Annotated in this window: 14 protein-coding genes; 9 read left to right on the plus strand and 5 right to left on the minus strand. The window is 43.5% G+C overall.

Features of this window, described 5'->3' with window-relative positions; all coding sequences use genetic code 11:
• Positions 1-171 precede the first annotated feature (171 nt).
• The 3 genes from lon to J5X92_RS14805 all read left to right on the plus strand — a co-directional run bounded on the left by lon (position 172) and on the right by J5X92_RS14805 (position 5,280).
• A complete protein-coding gene (gene lon, locus J5X92_RS14795) occupies positions 172-2,526 on the plus strand; it encodes an endopeptidase La (RefSeq protein ID WP_208806020.1) in 2,355 nt (784 codons plus the stop codon).
• Positions 2,527-2,829: 303 nt separating this feature from the next.
• Positions 2,830-3,102, plus strand: a complete 273-nt coding sequence (gene hupB, locus J5X92_RS14800; protein WP_012518978.1) for a nucleoid-associated protein HU-beta — start codon at positions 2,830-2,832, stop codon at positions 3,100-3,102.
• A gap of 285 nt (positions 3,103-3,387) precedes the next feature.
• Positions 3,388-5,280 (plus strand): SurA N-terminal domain-containing protein, encoded by a 1,893-nt coding sequence (locus J5X92_RS14805; RefSeq protein ID WP_208806021.1) that lies wholly within the window; start codon positions 3,388-3,390, stop codon positions 5,278-5,280.
• A gap of 200 nt (positions 5,281-5,480) precedes the next feature.
• Here J5X92_RS14805 and J5X92_RS14810 read toward each other — a convergent pair whose 3' ends face one another.
• On the minus strand, positions 5,481-5,762 hold the full coding sequence (locus tag J5X92_RS14810; RefSeq protein WP_208806044.1) for a hypothetical protein: 282 nt from the start codon (positions 5,760-5,762) through the stop codon (positions 5,481-5,483).
• A gap of 143 nt (positions 5,763-5,905) precedes the next feature.
• Between J5X92_RS14810 and dapE the strand changes: the two genes are divergently transcribed.
• Positions 5,906-7,069 (plus strand): succinyl-diaminopimelate desuccinylase, encoded by a 1,164-nt coding sequence (gene dapE / locus J5X92_RS14815; RefSeq protein WP_208806022.1) that lies wholly within the window; start codon positions 5,906-5,908, stop codon positions 7,067-7,069.
• A gap of 139 nt (positions 7,070-7,208) precedes the next feature.
• Here dapE and J5X92_RS14820 read toward each other — a convergent pair whose 3' ends face one another.
• The 3 genes from J5X92_RS14820 to J5X92_RS14830 form a co-directional block, all read right to left on the minus strand.
• The gene (locus J5X92_RS14820) at positions 7,209-8,945 is read right to left on the minus strand and encodes a lysophospholipid acyltransferase family protein (protein ID WP_208806023.1); all 1,737 of its coding nucleotides are present in this window, start codon (positions 8,943-8,945) and stop codon (positions 7,209-7,211) included.
• A gap of 128 nt (positions 8,946-9,073) precedes the next feature.
• Positions 9,074-9,874, minus strand: coding sequence for a UDP-2,3-diacylglucosamine diphosphatase (locus J5X92_RS14825; RefSeq protein WP_126873428.1), 801 nt, complete (start codon positions 9,872-9,874; stop codon positions 9,074-9,076).
• Positions 9,875-9,987: 113 nt separating this feature from the next.
• The gene (locus J5X92_RS14830; protein WP_208806024.1) at positions 9,988-10,893 is read right to left on the minus strand and encodes a LysR family transcriptional regulator; all 906 of its coding nucleotides are present in this window, start codon (positions 10,891-10,893) and stop codon (positions 9,988-9,990) included.
• A gap of 225 nt (positions 10,894-11,118) precedes the next feature.
• Here J5X92_RS14830 and J5X92_RS14835 point away from each other — a divergent pair, with 225 nt between their 5' ends.
• Genes J5X92_RS14835 through J5X92_RS14850 form a run of 4 tightly spaced genes read left to right on the plus strand, consistent with a single transcriptional unit; the run spans position 11,119 to position 14,780 of the window.
• Positions 11,119-12,024: a bile acid:sodium symporter family protein gene (locus J5X92_RS14835; RefSeq protein WP_126873431.1), complete on the plus strand. Its 906-nt coding sequence runs from the start codon at positions 11,119-11,121 to the stop codon at positions 12,022-12,024.
• Between the two features lie 42 nt (positions 12,025-12,066).
• Entirely contained in the window at positions 12,067-12,951 is an 885-nt protein-coding gene (locus tag J5X92_RS14840; protein WP_126873432.1) for an SDR family oxidoreductase, read from the plus strand.
• A gap of 3 nt (positions 12,952-12,954) precedes the next feature.
• Positions 12,955-14,031, plus strand: a complete 1,077-nt coding sequence (locus tag J5X92_RS14845; RefSeq protein WP_013783314.1) for a phosphotransferase family protein — start codon at positions 12,955-12,957, stop codon at positions 14,029-14,031.
• Positions 14,028-14,780: an SDR family oxidoreductase gene (locus J5X92_RS14850; protein ID WP_013783315.1), complete on the plus strand. Its 753-nt coding sequence runs from the start codon at positions 14,028-14,030 to the stop codon at positions 14,778-14,780. Before J5X92_RS14845 ends, J5X92_RS14850 begins: the two co-directional genes overlap by 4 nt.
• A gap of 117 nt (positions 14,781-14,897) precedes the next feature.
• Here J5X92_RS14850 and rpsT read toward each other — a convergent pair whose 3' ends face one another.
• Complete coding sequence (gene rpsT / locus J5X92_RS14855) at positions 14,898-15,161, minus strand: 30S ribosomal protein S20 (protein WP_013783316.1); 264 nt, start codon at positions 15,159-15,161, stop codon at positions 14,898-14,900.
• A 409-nt stretch (positions 15,162-15,570) separates the two neighbouring features.
• Between rpsT and murJ the strand changes: the two genes are divergently transcribed.
• Complete coding sequence (gene murJ, locus J5X92_RS14860; protein ID WP_208806025.1) at positions 15,571-17,127, plus strand: murein biosynthesis integral membrane protein MurJ; 1,557 nt, start codon at positions 15,571-15,573, stop codon at positions 17,125-17,127.
• The last annotated feature ends 12 nt before the right edge of the window (positions 17,128-17,139 follow it).

Genomic DNA, 17,139 nt, shown 5'->3' on the forward strand with positions numbered 1-17,139 from the left:
CCTATCCTTTCTGATAGATTCGGCAACAAACTATTGCCATACGGTCTAAAATCGATAATGGTAAAGAAAAGCAGGGAAAGCAGCGAATTTACGTACATTAAGAATGTTTTATTTGAACTTTGCGCTAGCATCCCCATATCAATCGACAATGCTAACTAATAGAGAACACGTATGACAGTTGAGCGAGAAAATCGCATTGAAATTCCTGTGCTTGCCTTAAGGGACGTGGTTGTTTATCCGCATATGGTCATACCCTTATTTGTCGGGCGAGAAAAATCGATCCGTTGTCTTGAAGCGGCAATGGAAAACGAGAAACAGATTTTCTTAGTGGCCCAGAAAGACGCCGGTGTGGATGAACCCGATGCCGATGACATTTATACCGTTGGTACTATTGCCACCATTCTTCAACTTTTGAAACTTCCTGACGGCACGGTAAAAGTGTTAGTTGAAGGAAGTGTGCGTGGTGAAGTTGAAGGTTACGAGCAATCAGAGCCATTCTTTGTAGCTAACGTAAATAAAATTGAAGACGGTGCTATTGATGAGAGCGAGCAAGAAGTGCTTATTCGCTCTGCGGTATCGCAATTTGAAGGTTACGTTAAGCTAAACAAAAAAATACCGCCTGAGGTACTTACGTCGCTAAATGGTATCGAAGATGCTGCACGCTTAGCAGATACCATGGCTGCGCACATGCCGCTTAAACTCACCGAAAAACAAAAAGTGCTAGAAATGAAAGGGGTGAATGAACGCCTTGAGTATTTAATGGCCTTGATGGAAGGTGAAATCGATTTGCTACAGGTTGAGAAGAAAATTCGCACCCGTGTTAAAAAGCAAATGGAAAAAAGCCAGCGTGAGTACTATTTGAATGAGCAAATGAAAGCCATTCAAAAAGAGCTTGGTGAACTTGATGATGCACCAGATGAATTTGAAGCGTTAGCGAAGAAAATCGAAGACGCCAAAATGCCGCAAGAAGCGTTGAATAAAGCTAAGTCTGAGTTGCAAAAGCTTAAGATGATGTCGCCCATGTCGGCAGAAGCTACCGTATTACGCAGCTACATTGAGTGGCTAACCAACGTACCGTGGAATAAGCGTTCACCAGTGAAGAAAGATTTATCTCGCGCTGAAGTGGTTTTAAATGAAGATCATTACGGGTTAGAGAAAGTCAAAGAACGCATTCTAGAATACCTCGCGGTACAACAGCGTGTTAAAAAGCTGAAAGGACCCATCTTGTGTCTTGTAGGGCCTCCTGGTGTGGGTAAAACCTCTCTTGGTCAATCTGTTGCGAAAGCGACAGGGCGCAAGTATGTACGTATGGCATTAGGCGGCGTGCGTGATGAAGCTGAAATTCGTGGACATAGACGTACTTACATAGGCTCATTACCTGGAAAATTAGTGCAGAAAATGGCAAAAGTTGGAGTTAAAAACCCACTTTTCCTATTAGATGAGATTGATAAAATGTCGTCTGATATGCGTGGCGACCCAGCATCTGCGTTACTTGAAGTGCTTGACCCAGAACAGAACAATAGTTTCAGTGACCACTATTTAGAAGTGGACTACGATTTATCTGATGTAATGTTTGTGGCGACCTCGAATAGCATGAATATTCCAGGCCCATTACTTGACCGTATGGAAGTTATTCGTCTTTCTGGTTATACCGAAGACGAGAAGCTAAACATCGCAACACGTCACTTAATCAGTAAGCAAATGGAACGTAACGGACTTAAGTCTAAAGAGCTTGAGATTACCGAATCTGCCATTATCGGCATGATTCGTTACTACACCCGTGAAGCAGGCGTTCGTAGCTTAGAACGTGAAATTTCTAAGGTATGTCGTAAAGCCGTTAAAGATATCTTGCTGACTAAGAGCAAAGATAAAGTGTCAGTGACTCAAGACAATCTTAAAGATTACTTAGGGGTACAACGCTTCGATTACGGTAAGGCAGACAAAGACAATCAAATTGGCCAAGTTACCGGATTAGCATGGACACAGGTAGGCGGTGATTTACTGACTATCGAAACCACGTCGGTACCTGGTAAAGGCAAGATGACATCAACCGGTTCGCTTGGTGATGTTATGCAGGAATCTATCAAAGCTGCAATGACGGTTGTGCGTAGTCGCGCTGAAAAGCTTCGTATTAACGAAGATTTTTATGAAAAACGCGATATTCACGTGCATGTGCCTGAAGGTGCTACACCTAAAGATGGCCCAAGTGCGGGTATCGCAATGTGTACAGCTTTGGTGTCATCGTTAACAGGTAACCCCGTTAAATGCGATGTGGCCATGACCGGTGAAATAACACTGCGTGGTGAAGTGTTGGCCATTGGTGGTTTGAAAGAAAAGCTACTAGCCGCCCACCGTGGTGGAATTAAAACGGTGGTTATTCCAGCAGAAAATGAACGTGATCTGGAAGAAATTCCAGAAAACGTGAAAAAAGATTTATCAATTCACCCTGTAAAGTGGATTGATGATGTGCTTGATATTGCACTTCAAGAGCCAGTAGAGTCTTTTGAGGTTGCAACTAAAAGCTAAAATGGTTGGCTGCATGTCCTAATTTTAAAGGCTTGCAGCCTTAAATTTGCAATAATTGATTAAAAAGTGTGCATACCTTCGCCAATTCGCCTATTTTTTTCAAAATAGGGCTTTCTTGTCGCAAGAGTTGTGTTACCTTTAATTTGTATTCGCTTGAAGCCTTGCCACAAAAGGGATTGCAGCGATTCAATAAAAGTTAATTAATTGTGACAGATGCTTGATGTTCAGAATCAAGCTTGCTATAACGTTCAATCAAATCGTTTTGGACAAACAGTATAATAACAATCGAAGGGGATCATAATAGTGAACAAGTCTCAACTTATCGACCAAATTGCTGCTGGCGCAGATATTTCAAAAGCAGCTGCCGGCCGCGCTCTAGATGCATTCACTGACTCAGTAACTGCAGCACTTAAAGACGGTGACCAAGTGGCACTAGTCGGTTTCGGTACTTTCTCAGTACGTGAGCGCTCTGCTCGTAGTGGTCGTAATCCACAAACTGGTGAGACTATTCAGATTTCAGCGGCGAAAGTTCCATCTTTCAAAGCTGGTAAAGCTCTGAAAGACGCTTGTAACTAAGCAAAACTTGCAAGAAAAAGGCGATGGCTTATGCCATCGCCTTTTTTATTTGTAACGCCGAATTTATCATTTCCCACTATTTTCTTTATCTCACCTATAGCGCGACAGTGCATTGCGCGTCACGCTGCGGTTTTATTGGACAATAGAAGGATTAGTTTTTGTTAAGCCGTTTATCTTCACAGGTATTAGGTTATAATCACCGCTTATTTTTTGCCATGATGTTAGCGTAGGCATTATCCAACGCTAAAGGGCAAGTGTAGTAAGCAACGGAGTTGAAGAACAATCATGCTAGAAAGAATCAGAGAAGGTTCTCAAGGCCCATGGGCAATGGCAATTATTGCCCTAATCGTATTGAGTTTCGTGTTTGCTGGTGTAGGAAGCTACCTGACGTCTTCAGGTACTACGGCAGTAGCAACAGTTAATGGCGAAGAAATTTCTGCTCAGGAATTAGAACGCGGTTATCAGAACCAACGGGCACAAATGGAATCACAATTTGGCGAAAGCATTGCCCAGTTGTTTTCAAGCGAACAGTATTTAAGTGACTTTCGTCGTAACGTACTAGATAGACTTATTGCTGAAAAACTCATTCAGCAACAAGCACAGGAAATGGGCTTACGCGTTAGCGATGCTCAAATTCGTGAAACTATCGTACAAATGCCAGAGTTTCAGTTCGGTGGTCAATTCGACAACGACCGTTTCCAAACTATTTTGCGTCAAAATGGCTTTCAGGTTGCTGACTTCCGTGATTATTTACGCATTCAAATGACACAAAATCAATTGGCTGCAGCGTTAACCAATTCTGAGTTTGCGTTGCCTGGAGAAGCTGAACGTGCGAATGCATTGCAGCTTCAAACTCGTGACGCTAAATACGTGATGATTGATTCTGCTTCATTCGCCGAGTCGGTGGAAGTAACAGAAGATGATATTGCCGAATATTACAACGCTAACATCACTGCATTTGATACCGAAGAGCAAATTAAGCTTGCCTATGTATCACTGACAGTAGAAGACGTTAAAAGCCGCGTAAGCGTCGATGACGAAGCCGTTCGCACTTACTATGACAATAACCTTAGCGGTTATGGCAAAGAAGAAGAGCGTCGAGTTTCACATATTCTTATCGAGTCAGGCGATGACGCTGATGCAGCAAAATCGAAAACTCAAGCACTATTAGACCAACTGAACGACGGTGCTGATTTTGCTGAGTTAGCTGAAAGTAATTCAGATGACACCTTTTCAGCTGAAAATGGTGGTGATCTAGATTTTATTACTCCTGGAATGATGGACGATGCGTTTGATGAAGCGGTATTTAGTTTAGCGAATGTGGGTGACTATACCGACGTTGTTGAAACTGAATTCGGTTTTCACATCATTAAATTGACTGAACTTAAAGAAGCGCAAGTTCAGGCATTTGAAGACGTAGAAGCAGAAATCCGCGAGACATTGCTTACCGATAAAGCATTAGAAGAATTCTTCGAGCTGCAAAACACCATGGCTGAAATTGCATTTGAAGTGCCTGATACACTAGAAGATGTTGCTAACGCCGTTGACTTACCGGTACAAGAAACAGGTTTGTTTAGCCGTAACACTGTGCCAGTAAATATGAGCTCACCAGCACTGACTGAAGTCGCGTTTTCTTCTGAACTTATCGATGAAGGCGTGAACAGTGACATTATCGAACTAGATGATGAAACGGTAGTTGTTGTGCGTGTTGTAGAGCACTTGCCACAGCGTACTCAAGCCCTAGACGAAGTTCGTGATGGAATTGTATCAACAGTGAAAGCACAGAAAGCACAAGAAGCTGCTGAAAGCTGGGCTACAAGTGTTGTTGAATCGCTTCAGCAAGGCGAAAGTGTAGATGCAACATTAGCAGAAAAGTCTCTTAACTGGGAAAGTGCTGAAGCAGTGGCGAGAAGTGGTAGTACACTAAACCGCAGTATCGTTGATAAACTGTTTACCTTATCTACTGAAGCTGAAAAGCGTGTAGATGTGGTAGCAACCGTGAACGGTGACGTGGCCATTGTTGAGCTTGTTAAAGTGAACAGTGCGCCTGCGCTAAGTGCTGAGATGTCAGAAAGTCTGAAACCTCGTTTAGCACAGATGCAAGGTCAACGTGTTTACCAGCAGTTCATTGAAGCTTTACGTGCTGATGCTGATGTTACGGTGTCTGAAAACCTTTAGTATTATTGATCTTACTGCTTAAAGGCTTGTGAGAATATAACCTGGTTGAAACGTAAAACCGTTATTAAGCCTAGCGCTATTCCTCGCCTTAGCGGTAAGTGAAAAATACGCTAAAAAAGCCAGTGTTGAACAAGCGATGTGGTTATCGCTTCGCCAACACTGGCTTTTTTGTGAGCGTTTTTCTTTAATAAGTAAAAGTACTAATGCGTGAGAAAGAGCATAAGCGCGTAAAATGCCGCAATAACACTCGACAGTACCAGTATGTAAGTAAAACCTTGTTTGCCTTGTGCTAGGGAATAGCTATTCACCCTCAAGTAGCCAAACCACAATAACGACAAGATAAGTGGTATTAGTACAATAATCTTTAGCAAAACTCGACCTCGCGTTGTATCGGTAAAAGGGGATTGAATTTTATGCAGGGTAACCGCTTCTAGTAATAACTTTAGCTCGCTGCCTAAATACAAGTTTATCGATAGAATCATCTATAACCCTAACTATATATGACTACAGTATATAAGGGGAAATCAGTTTAGCCTTGTCATTTCCTTGTCTTAATTTTGTTATCTGTGTGTCATCTTTACTTTGTGTAATAACAGGTAAGCAAACTTAGACTTCATTTATTCTTATGAACAATACTGCGCTTTCGTTGGTCCACCACGCTAGAAGCATTCATTTTGCAGAAGTGCTTATGGCACGGGAATCCATTACCCCCGTTGACGCTGGGTGCCAAAGCTATCTAATGCACCGATTAGAAAAGCTAGGCTTTGCATGTGAAAAGCACAAAGTGGAAGGGGTGACTAATTTAATCGCTAAATGGGGGGATGGGCCTATCCATTTTGCTTTTTCTGGCCACACCGATGTAGTGCCACCAGGCCCTTTAGAAAAATGGAAATCTAATCCCTTTTGCCCCGTGATAAGTCAAAATAAGCTTTATGGTCGCGGCGCTGCCGATATGAAAACCGGTGTTGCTGCCATGCTAGCAGCAACAGAAAGAGCGCTACCATCAATGGATTCCAACCAATATACGTATTGGTGGTTGATTACCAGTGATGAAGAAGGCGAGGCTGAATATGGCTCTAAATGGATAAAGGCCTATTTAGATGCTAAACACATTACACTTGATATGTGCTTAGTAGGCGAGCCTACTGCTACGCATACTACCGGCGACACCATTAAAGTAGGCCGCAGAGGTTCATTGTCGGGCACAATTTTGGTATCAGGAAAACAAGGGCATGTTGCTTACCCGCATACGTGCGATAACGCAATTCACAAAGCAAGCCGTATCATACAGGCGTTATCCTCCTACGAGTTTGAACAAGGTAGCCTCGACTTTCCAGGTACGTCTTTGCAAGTCACTCACGTAGATACGGGCGCGTTTACTGATAATTTGGTGTCGGGTAGTACCCGTATTGAATTTAATGTGCGTTACGCATGGCAATTTAACCGTGACAGCTTAGTTAAGTTATTAACACGTATTATCGCTGAAGTAGATAGCGAGGCTTCGATAAGCTGGTCTAGACCCTGTGAATCCTATTTGAGTAGAAGCAATACAGAAAAGCGGTGCTTAATTAATATTACAGAAAAAGCCATTCGACAAGCCACTGGACGTTACCCCGTGGTCAGTACGTCTGGCGGTACCTCAGACGGGCGGTTTTTTGCATCAGACACAACTCAAGTGGTAGAAGTGGGTGTGCCAAATGCCACCATCCACCAAGTTAATGAACACGTTCACCTATCCGATATTGTGACCCTAGAAGATATTTTTACAGATGTTTTATTGAGTCTGTAACGCCTGTATTAGATTCATATGCCAACGAGAATAAAAAAAGCGCCAACGGGCGCTTTTCTTATTTTAGTGTAGTGTCTTATATAGGGTGGTTGACGAAAATTAGGTAATCAAGCCACCTATATTAGCCATTTGTAAACCTCTACGCTGACTTTTTAAGCTCAGGTTTTAATTGTGTTGCTCCTAAATAGCGTTCCTTTTTCTTTTGGGTTAACGCTTCTAAATCGACCACCACTAGGCCGTCTATGCAGTCGTTAAAGTCAGGGTCTACATTAAAATCTAAGAACGCCACGCCACCGGTTTTCGATAGTTCGCTGTATTGCTTGTATAAGGTAGGTACGTTCACGCCCATATTGGCGAGTAAATGCTTTAACTGAGTAAACTCAGATTTATAGTCGTTACCGGTAAAAGTATACAAGGGATCTTGCGACATTTGATAAGGCCGCTTAGAAGTGGCTTGCCCAAACTTAGCCGGAAAGTACGTAGAGTAGAACTGTACAATTAAGTCTTTAGCCGGTTGAGGGTAAGCATTACTTAAAGACACCGCGCCAAACATGTATCGGTATTTCGGGTAACGATTTAAAAATGCACCTATGCCGACCCATAAATAATCTAAACTACGTTTACCCCAGTAACAGGGTTGAACAAAGCTACGACCAAGTTCGAGCCCCTCTTTGAACAAGGTGCTGTTACTTTCCTCACTTCCATAGTCGAACAACGTTGCCGAATATAGACCGGTAGGGTGGTCTTTATGACTCAGTAACTCAGCATCGCCAAAACGATATGCGCCCACAATCTCTAAATTACTCTCATCCCAAAGAATTAAGTGATAGTAGTAAGTATCGTATTGGTCTATATCGCGGCGTTTGTTAGTACCTTCACCTACCGCACGAAAGGCCACTTCTCTTAAGCGGCCAATTTCACGCATAATTGGTGAGCAGTTTTTATGTTGGTACAAATATATCGACTGGCCGTCGCTAGTGTGGCCTAAATGTTCGCACTGCTTCATTGCACGGGAAAGCTCTTTTCTATCTTCCGGCATGGCCACAGGGGCTTGCGTGTCGAAAATACCTTTCTTGTTACTGCCAATGCGGTATAAGTGGCGCTTAAATAGTTTGACCTGATCTTTTAGCGCTATGCTGGTTGGTTGGTAAGACTCAAAAGGAATAAGCTCGCCAATTCGCATAGGAAGGTGTTTTTTGCGTTGCTTAAACATTTCTTTCACCAGCAGCGCGGTGGCTAAAGGTTTGTACACCATAGACACCCCATAAAATAGCGGGCTATTTTTGGCATCAATGTAAACCGGAAGAATAGGGGACTTGGCTTGTCGGGCTATACGTAAAAAGCCTGAATGCCATAGGGTGTCCCGCACACCTTGAGGGCGTAATCGTGACACTTCTCCAGCGGGAAATATTAAAATGGCTCCGTCTGATTGCAGGTGGTTTTGAATAGCCCCTAAATGCTGTTTCGGCGTACCGCCTTGCATATTATTGACTGGTAGCAGCATGTCATGCAAAGGCTCAATGGCCATGAGCATTTGGTTCGCCACTACTTTTAAGTCGTGACGCACTTCACTAACCAGTTTAATTAGCGCAAGGGCGTCTAGTGAGCCGATAGGGTGGTTGGCAATAATCACCACACGACCTTGTGATGGAATACGCTCTTTCTCTACATCTCGGGTAGAGTAACTAATATTGAAGTATTCGAGCACTTGCTCTACAAAATCGATGTCTTCGTAATGAGGATAGGTTTCGCCGAACTCTATTATTTCTCGTTCATGCAAAAGGTGGCGCAGCACAAACGATAAAGACCTAAACAACAAGGGGTTGTTAGCCACTTGGGGATAGTGTTTATTTAGTACTTCATCAACAGTAAACATAGTCTTTCTCGGTTTTTGCGAACAATAGCAGGGGAATATGACGTTTTTCACACAGTTTGATGTCAGTTATCTGACAATGCAGAGGCCCGCGTTTCATTCATCATGAAACGCGGGTTCAAGTGATATGCTTATGCTGCTTTCGATGGTGAATTTTTCACTTTAAGTGGCGTAACATTATCTGCGTTGTTCATGTTCTCAAGGGAATAGATAAGGTTTAAATTTCCATTTTCGTCTTCACCCAAGGCACTGCAGTTTTCCATCCAATCACCATCGTTGATGTAATGAATACCGTTTTCCATTGTGCTTTCAGGGTGATGAATGTGACCGCAAATTACCCCGTCAAGCCCCATTTCTGCTGCCCGTGAACAGCAAGCCTGACGGTAGCGAGCAATCGCTTCGTTTGCCCCTTTGATATGCTTTTTAATGTAACCGGCAAGTGACCAGTACTCACGTTTACGCCAGCTGCGAAAACGATTGAACTCGCGGTTTAAAAACAGCAGTAAGTCGTAACCTTTATCGCCAATCCAGGCATGAAATTTACCCATGGTGACATCGCCATCAAATTGATCGCCATGTAGCACAAGATAGCGTTTGCCTTGGGCCGTGGTATGAACAAGTTGGCGCTCAATCTCGATATCGCCAAATGCCATTCCAGAATAGGACTGTATTGGTTCATCGTGGTTACCCGGAAGATAAACGACGCGAGTGCCATCTTGGCTCATCGCCATTAGTTTATGCATAACTTGATTGTGCGCTTGTGGCCAACGAAATTGTTTTGTCATTTGCCACATATCGACAATGTCGCCAACCAAATAAAGGGTGTCGACGGTGACACTGTTTAAAAACGAAAGTAGGTATTCAGCTTTGCAATCACGATTGCCAAGGTGAATATCAGAAAGCCAAAGTGTGCGGTAATGTGTTTTTTTCATAGCAAGGTCCCAAAGCGATTGCCTTGGAACGCCACTATATGGAGGTTAATTGACAAAATGGTGACGCTTGTTTGACGATAGTGTTACAGGTGTCTATTTCAACAAAATCTGTTTTACAGAAGCTCGTTAGCCAGTGCTAATAACTTCTCTCGCATCCACTTATTCACTAAATCCTCATCCGCTTGCTTGTGCCAATACATGTGAATGGGCATAAGTGGTACGTCAAAGGGCAGTGTGGTAACGGCAACTGGCAGGCTGCTAGTAATCTGCTGTGCATAACGACTTGGTACAGTAAGTAATAAATCTGATTTACTGACTACACTTGCGGCAGCGAAGTAATGTTCGCACTGTAGCGCAAATTGTCGCGTGGCGTTTTGTTTCGCAAGCGCTAAGTCTACCGTATCTAATCGAGAGTCTTTCAAGGTCACCAGAACGTGGGATGCTGATACATAATTGGCTAGCGTTTTATCTTTTAAAATGGGGTGTTCTTTCGCACAGATAAGCACGAAATGCTCGTCGCACACCAGTGTTGAACGGATATCAGGGCCAGTAGGCACCAATGCATCGATGACGATATCGAGTTCTTTATTAGTAAGGGCGGTTTCAAGTTCAGGGCGGGTAACCCGCCTGCTGGTTACCGTAATATTCGCTGCATTTTGCAAAAGCTCGGGAATAAGTGCCGGTAAGAACGTTGACTCAAGAATATCTCTTAACCCTAACCTTATTTCTCTTTTATAGCGGCTGATATCAAAATCGATGGGGTCTGACAGCGTAGATTCTAAGTGCGCGAGAGCCTCTTTTATAGGCTGAATGATAGATTGGCACAACGGGGTTGGCACCATTCGTCTGCTGTGGCGCACGAATAACTCATCATCAAATTTATCTCGTAGACGCGACATTGCATGACTTACTGCCGGTTGCGTTAAATGTAATGCTTTAGCGGCCGCAGTAATACTCTCTTCTTCATACACAGCTTTAAGAACAAAAAACAAATTTAAATCTATTTTTCCATGCATCATATTTATGAAATTCCATAAAAAAGTATCATTTCTATTTATTTTATTCGAGGTTACACTGGTTTAAATGTTAATTAAAGTGTGGTTTTGTAGCTAAACTGTTAAGCAGTAGGCTGGGTGGTCGGGTGCTGCTGTCAGAATGACGTTTCGGCCATGAGGTACACAGAAAGTTTAGTAGCAGTTTGTAAACTGGCTTATTTACTATTATTACAATAACAAAGGGCATATATGCAGGCCTCGATTTTTACCGAAATACTTCTTCCACTGGCCTTGGCTTTCGTGATGTTTGGTATGGGGCTTACGTTAACCGTAGCTGACTTTACCCGGTTACTTAAAGCACCTAAGCCCATTGTGGTGGGGCTGGTGGGGCAAACTGTATTGCTCCCCTTATTGGCGTTTGGTTTGTGTTTGGCATTTTCCCTCCATCCGGCGATGGCGATTGGCATTATGATTTTATCAGCGTGTCCTGGTGGCACCATGAGTAACTTAATCAGTCATATTGGGCGTGCAAATCTAGCGCTATCAGTAAGTTTAACCGCGCTATCGACTTTTATTTGCGTATTCTCAACGCCCTTTATTATTCATTATTCAATGGATTATTTCGCCGGTGAGAACGCGCCTTCATTTTCCATTGTTACTACCGTTGTCGGTTTGGTGTGCGTGTCGATAGTGCCAGTCATCATTGGTATGGCAATACGCCACTTCAAACCTGCATTTTCTATTAAGGTAGAAGACTTTTTTAGAACCTTTTCATTATGGTTCATGATTGCCATGATCGTTGGCATATTAATCAGTGAGCGGGCGAATTTAATGGCGTCATTGGAAGAAGCCTTACTGGTGTGCTTAGCACTGAATATTTCAGCAGTAGTGCTGGGGCTTATTTTGGCTTTTGCCTTTAAGTTGTCAAAAATTGACGGTATTACACTGTCGATAGAAGTGGGTGTACAAAACGCTGCGCTAGCTATGTTGATTTGTATTACCTTTTTGAACTCGCCTGAATTTGCTGTGGCGGCTGGGGTTTACGGATTAACTATGTATGCAGGCCCGGGGCTTTTAGCTGTGTGGTCGAAGCGTTTGAAAAATAAAACTAAAAGTGACGGTAAGGACAAACCACTCGCTACTCAAAAAGCCTAGGCTGCGCGTTAACAATAAGAGCAAAACATACGAGTACAAAACATGGGTACAGAAACCAATAACCTAAAAATAAATAACCTAAAAACAGATAATAAAGAAAAGCGCATCCTTATCACCGGTGGTGCCACGGGATTAGGGCAAGCTATTGCCCTTGCGTTAAGCGAGCAACCCGGTAAAAACGGCGAACAATTGAAAATTTGTATCGCTGATATCCATGAGCAGCGAGGGCAAGAAACCTTAGCGCTACTAACGGAAAAAGGCACAGAGGCTTTCTATCAACCATGCGACATTACCCAAGATGATGATGTCGCTAATTTGGTTACCGCGATAGAAGCACGATGGGGCGGTGTTGATGTTGTGTTTAATAACGCAGGCGTGGCGTCCGGCGGTAGTTTAAGCGATGAAAGTATTGCGCAGTGGAAGTGGATTTTCAATATCAACCTATTAGGCATGGTTCGCGTCAGCAAGGCCATGCTGCCCTTGTTTAAAGCGCAGGGCGCGGGCTATTTTGTCAATATTGCCTCCCAAGCGGGGCTAACGCCTATTCCTTACATGAACAGCTATAACGCGGTGAAGGCGGCGGTGGTATCACTGTCTGAGACCATGAAGCTAGAGCTTGCGCCTGATAATATCGATGTGAGTGTGGTTTGCCCTAGCTTCTTTAAAACTAATCTTGATGAGTCGATGCGTAGCGATAACCCTGCCATGCACAAAATGATGGCGCGGTTTTTCAAAAAAGCAGATATGACCAAAGAAGAGGTTGCGCAAAGTATCTGCGATCAGGTTGCCAAAAAACGATTTTTAATCCTTACCCACAAATTGGGCAAGCGTGCATTTTTGATGAAGAAGCTACTTCCCACCCAAATGTATATTAACAACATGCTAAAACAAACCAAAGCGATGAAACGTGCAATGGAAAAACGGTAACCCATGACGAATACAGTATTAGATAAAGCAGTATCAGTAAGAGAAGGCGAAGAGCTAGACGTTAATGTTGTCGATGGGTGGCTAAAAAATCATATTCAAGACCTCATCGGCACACCTACGGTGACCCAATATTCAGGCGGTGCGTCTAACTGGACTTATTGTCTTGAATACGAAAATACGTCGTTAATATTACGCCGTGCGCCCGCGGGCACTAAAGCAAAAGGTGCCCATGATATGGGGCGAGAGTATCGCCTTCAAGCAGCGCTGAAGCCGGTGTATAGCTATGTGCCCGATATGCTGGCATATTGCGATGATGAAGCCGTAATTGGCACAGAATTCTATATCATGGAAAAGCTGACAGGCGTTATTCCACGTAAGAATCTTCCTCGTGATTTAAAGACCTCCCCAGAACAGACCCATCAGCTGTGTAAAAATGTACTCGATAGCTTAATAGAGCTACATAAGGTTGACTATAAGGCGGCTGGTTTAGACACGATTGGAAAAGGTAGTGGTTACATAGAGCGCCAAATTACAGGCTGGAGTGAGCGCTATACGAAAGCAAAAACCTGGAATGTTCCCTCGGGCAAAGGGGTTATGCGGTGGCTTGAGGCGAATATGCCAAGCAATGAGCGTATTTGCATTACCCATAACGATTTTAGATTCGACAATGTGGTGTTAGATCCAAACGACTACACCAAAATTTTAGGTGTGCTTGATTGGGAATTGGCCACCCTTGGCGATCCATTAATGGATTTAGGTAATACGTTAGCCTATTGGGTGAATGCAGATGATGATTTTCTGGCCCAATCTACCCGCAGGCAACCTACCCACCTTGCTGGCATGATGACACGAGATGAAGTGGTGGCTTATTACTGCAAGCAAATGGGCGTTGACGTTGATGATTTCACTTTTTATGAAGTGTACGGCTTGTTTCGATTAGCGGGTATTGCACAACAAATTTACTATCGCTATCACCACGGTCAAACCAATAACCCCGCGTTTAAAAACTTTTGGATATTCATTCACTACTTAATGTGGCGTTGTAAAAAGGCCATTCGTAAATCAGGAAAAAGAAAATGACAACAAGACAAAATATTCTGATCACGGGCGCAAGCTCAGGCCTTGGTAAAGGAATGGCGGCGGAGTTCGCAAAGCAAGGTAGCAACTTAGCATTGTGCGCAAGACGTTTAGACCGCTTAGAAGAACTTAGAAGCGAACTGCTAGCGGTAAATCCTAACATCAAGGTGCTAATTAAGTCCCTTGATGTAAATGATCATAACGCAGTATTTGAAGTGTTTGATGCGTTTAAACAAGAGATGGGGCAACTCGATAGAGTTATTGTTAATGCGGGCATGGGCAAGGGCGCCTCTATTGGTACGGGTTTTTTTAATGCAAATAAGCAAACCGCAGAGACCAATTTTGTGGCTGCACTGGCGCAAGCCGAAGCGGCCATGACTATTTTCAGAGCGCAAAATGAAGGTCATCTAGTAACGATTTCATCAATTAGTGCGGTAAGAGGCTTCAGACGCGCTATGACGGTGTATGCCGCCACTAAAGCAGGGCTTACGTCTATGACAGAGGGGATCCGCTTAGATGTGATGAATACACCAATTAAGGTTAGCTGTGTACATCCAGGGTTTATTCGTACCGAAATTAATGAAACGGTAGAAAAAGTGCCGTTTATTGTCGATACCGAAACCGGCTGTAAGGCGTTGGTAAAAGCCATTAATAAGGAAAAAGCGGTGTCTTATGTGCCAAGTTGGCCGTGGGCATTATTACATTGGGTACTACGTGTCGCGCCTTCAAGCACCATTCGCAAAATGAGTTAGTGCCAAAACTCTGATAAAAGCTTCTAATAAAAGCTTCTGATAAAAGCCTCGAACAAGGGACACAAAAAAAAGACACAAAAAAAGCGCCAATAGGCGCTTTTTTACTAACTGTAAAATTTAAGCTAAAGCTTTAATTTGTGCAGCTAGGCGGCTCTTGTGACGAGCAGCTTTATTCTTGTGAATCAAACCTTTAGTAGCCATTCTGTCAAGAATCGGAGTTGCAGCAGCAAATGCAGTTTGTGCACCTTCTTTATCACCACTAGCGATAGCAGCTACTACTTTCTTCAAGCTTGTACGAGTCATGGAGCGACGGCTAGCGTTATGCTGGCGACGCTTTTCGGCTTGGATTGCACGTTTCTTAGCAGACTTGATGTTAGCCAAGGTGTAACTCCCAAATAAATTCATGTCAAAAACGAGGGTGCGGATTTTGCCTATCATCCAGCCAAAAGTCAAACGATTTAACCCAATAAGTAGAAAGTTAATTTCTACATTAAATAAGATGTTTATCGAATGCTTTGGTTTTTCGGCCTGTTCTTAACAAAGGCGCTAATAAAGCGACAAATAAAAAGTACAGAACGAAATGGCTATTGTACATATGTACTCATGTGCACAGATACAGCACACAGATACAAATGGAACAGTACGAAACCATACCCACAACGGGCGCGGATTATAGCAAAAAAAATTCATGAGATGCACTTATATTTTGAATAATACGTTTCGCCGGTAACAGGGTTTCGTTATGATTGAGCGCTTAAGTGAATGAAATGTATCTATTGGAATAGTCTTAGTGTCACGGAAGTTATTAAAATCAGGCCTTATTGTCAGCGTAATGACGTTGATATCCCGCGTGTTAGGGTTAGTGCGAGATGTGGTAGTGGCAAGGCTAATGGGTGATGGCGCTGCCGCCGATGTGTTTTTCTTTGCAAATAAAATCCCTAACTTCCTGCGCCGATTATTTGCCGAGGGGGCATTCGCGCAAGCGTTCATTCCGGTATTAACCGAAGTACACCAAAATCACGAGAAAGCAGAGCTTAAAGCATTTGTTGCTAAAATTTCCGGCACGCTTGGAGCCATTGTGTTCGTGGTTTCCCTTATAGGCGTTATCGCGTCGCCAGTTTTAGCCGCGCTGTTCGGCACAGGGTGGTTCATTGCGTGGGTACAGGGCGATGAGGCAGGAGATAAATTCTTACTCGCATCAACCATGCTTAAAATCACCTTCCCCTATCTTGCTTTTGTATCGTTAACAGGCTTGGCAGGGGCTATCTTAAATACACTAAACAAATTTGCAGTAGCAGCGTTTACGCCAGTGCTACTTAACGTATGCATTATAGCCTGTGCGGTCTTTTTAGCTCCCGATATGGAGCAACCCGCTTTCGCATTGGCGTGGGGGGTGTTTATAGGCGGTATAGTACAACTTGCCTTCCAACTGCCATTTTTGTATCGGGCGGGATTATTAGTAAAACCTAAATGGGGCTGGCGAGATGAAAACGTCGTTAAGGTGCGCACCTTGATGATCCCTGCATTGTTTGGGGTGTCGGTAGGGCAAATTAACTTGCTGTTCGATACCTTTATCGCCAGCTTCCTGATGACAGGCTCTATTAGCTGGCTATATTACTCCGACCGTTTGTTAGAATTCCCGCTAGGGCTGTTTGGTATCGCTATCGCCACGGTAATATTGCCGGCGCTGTCGCGCAATCATGTAAGTAAAGATCCTAAAGCTTTTTCAGCCAATATAGATTGGGCATTTCGTATGGTGTGTTTGCTTGGTATTCCAGCCGCCGTAGGCTTAGCCACCATGGCGCGACCAATTTTAACCGTGATATTCCAGCGGGGTGCCTTTACGGCTGAAACGGCCACCATGGCCTCTTATTCATTAACCGCTTACGCATTTGGTTTATTGAGCTTTATGTTAGTAAAAGTACTCGCTCCTGGTTTTTACTCGCGCCAAGACACTAAAACCCCGGTTAAATTTGGTATTTGGTGCATGGTCGCCAATATGGTGTTTAACCTATTAGCAATTTGGTTTGGCTATGTGGGCTTAGCAATTGCTACCAGCATGTCGGCCACACTTAATGCCACATTGCTTTATATTACGCTGCACAAACAAGGGGTTTTTGTATTAAGTCGTACCTCAGTAATGTTTATAATTAGAGTACTCATTGCCAGCGCAGTGATGGGGGCAGTGATTTATTATCGCGATAAGGGCGTGGCATTTTTCGACCTTGAATGGACAGTGCAAGTGGTGGATGTCGCCATTACTATCACATTATCTGCCGCCGCTTTCTTCTCATGCATGATTTTATTGGGTGCAAGACGTCGTCATTTCAAAAGTGGGGGCGGCTAATATTGGTATTCC

Origin of the sequence: Alteromonas sp. K632G, assembly GCF_017653625.1 — a bacterium.
In the GTDB taxonomy this organism is placed as follows: domain Bacteria; phylum Pseudomonadota; class Gammaproteobacteria; order Enterobacterales; family Alteromonadaceae; genus Alteromonas; species Alteromonas naphthalenivorans.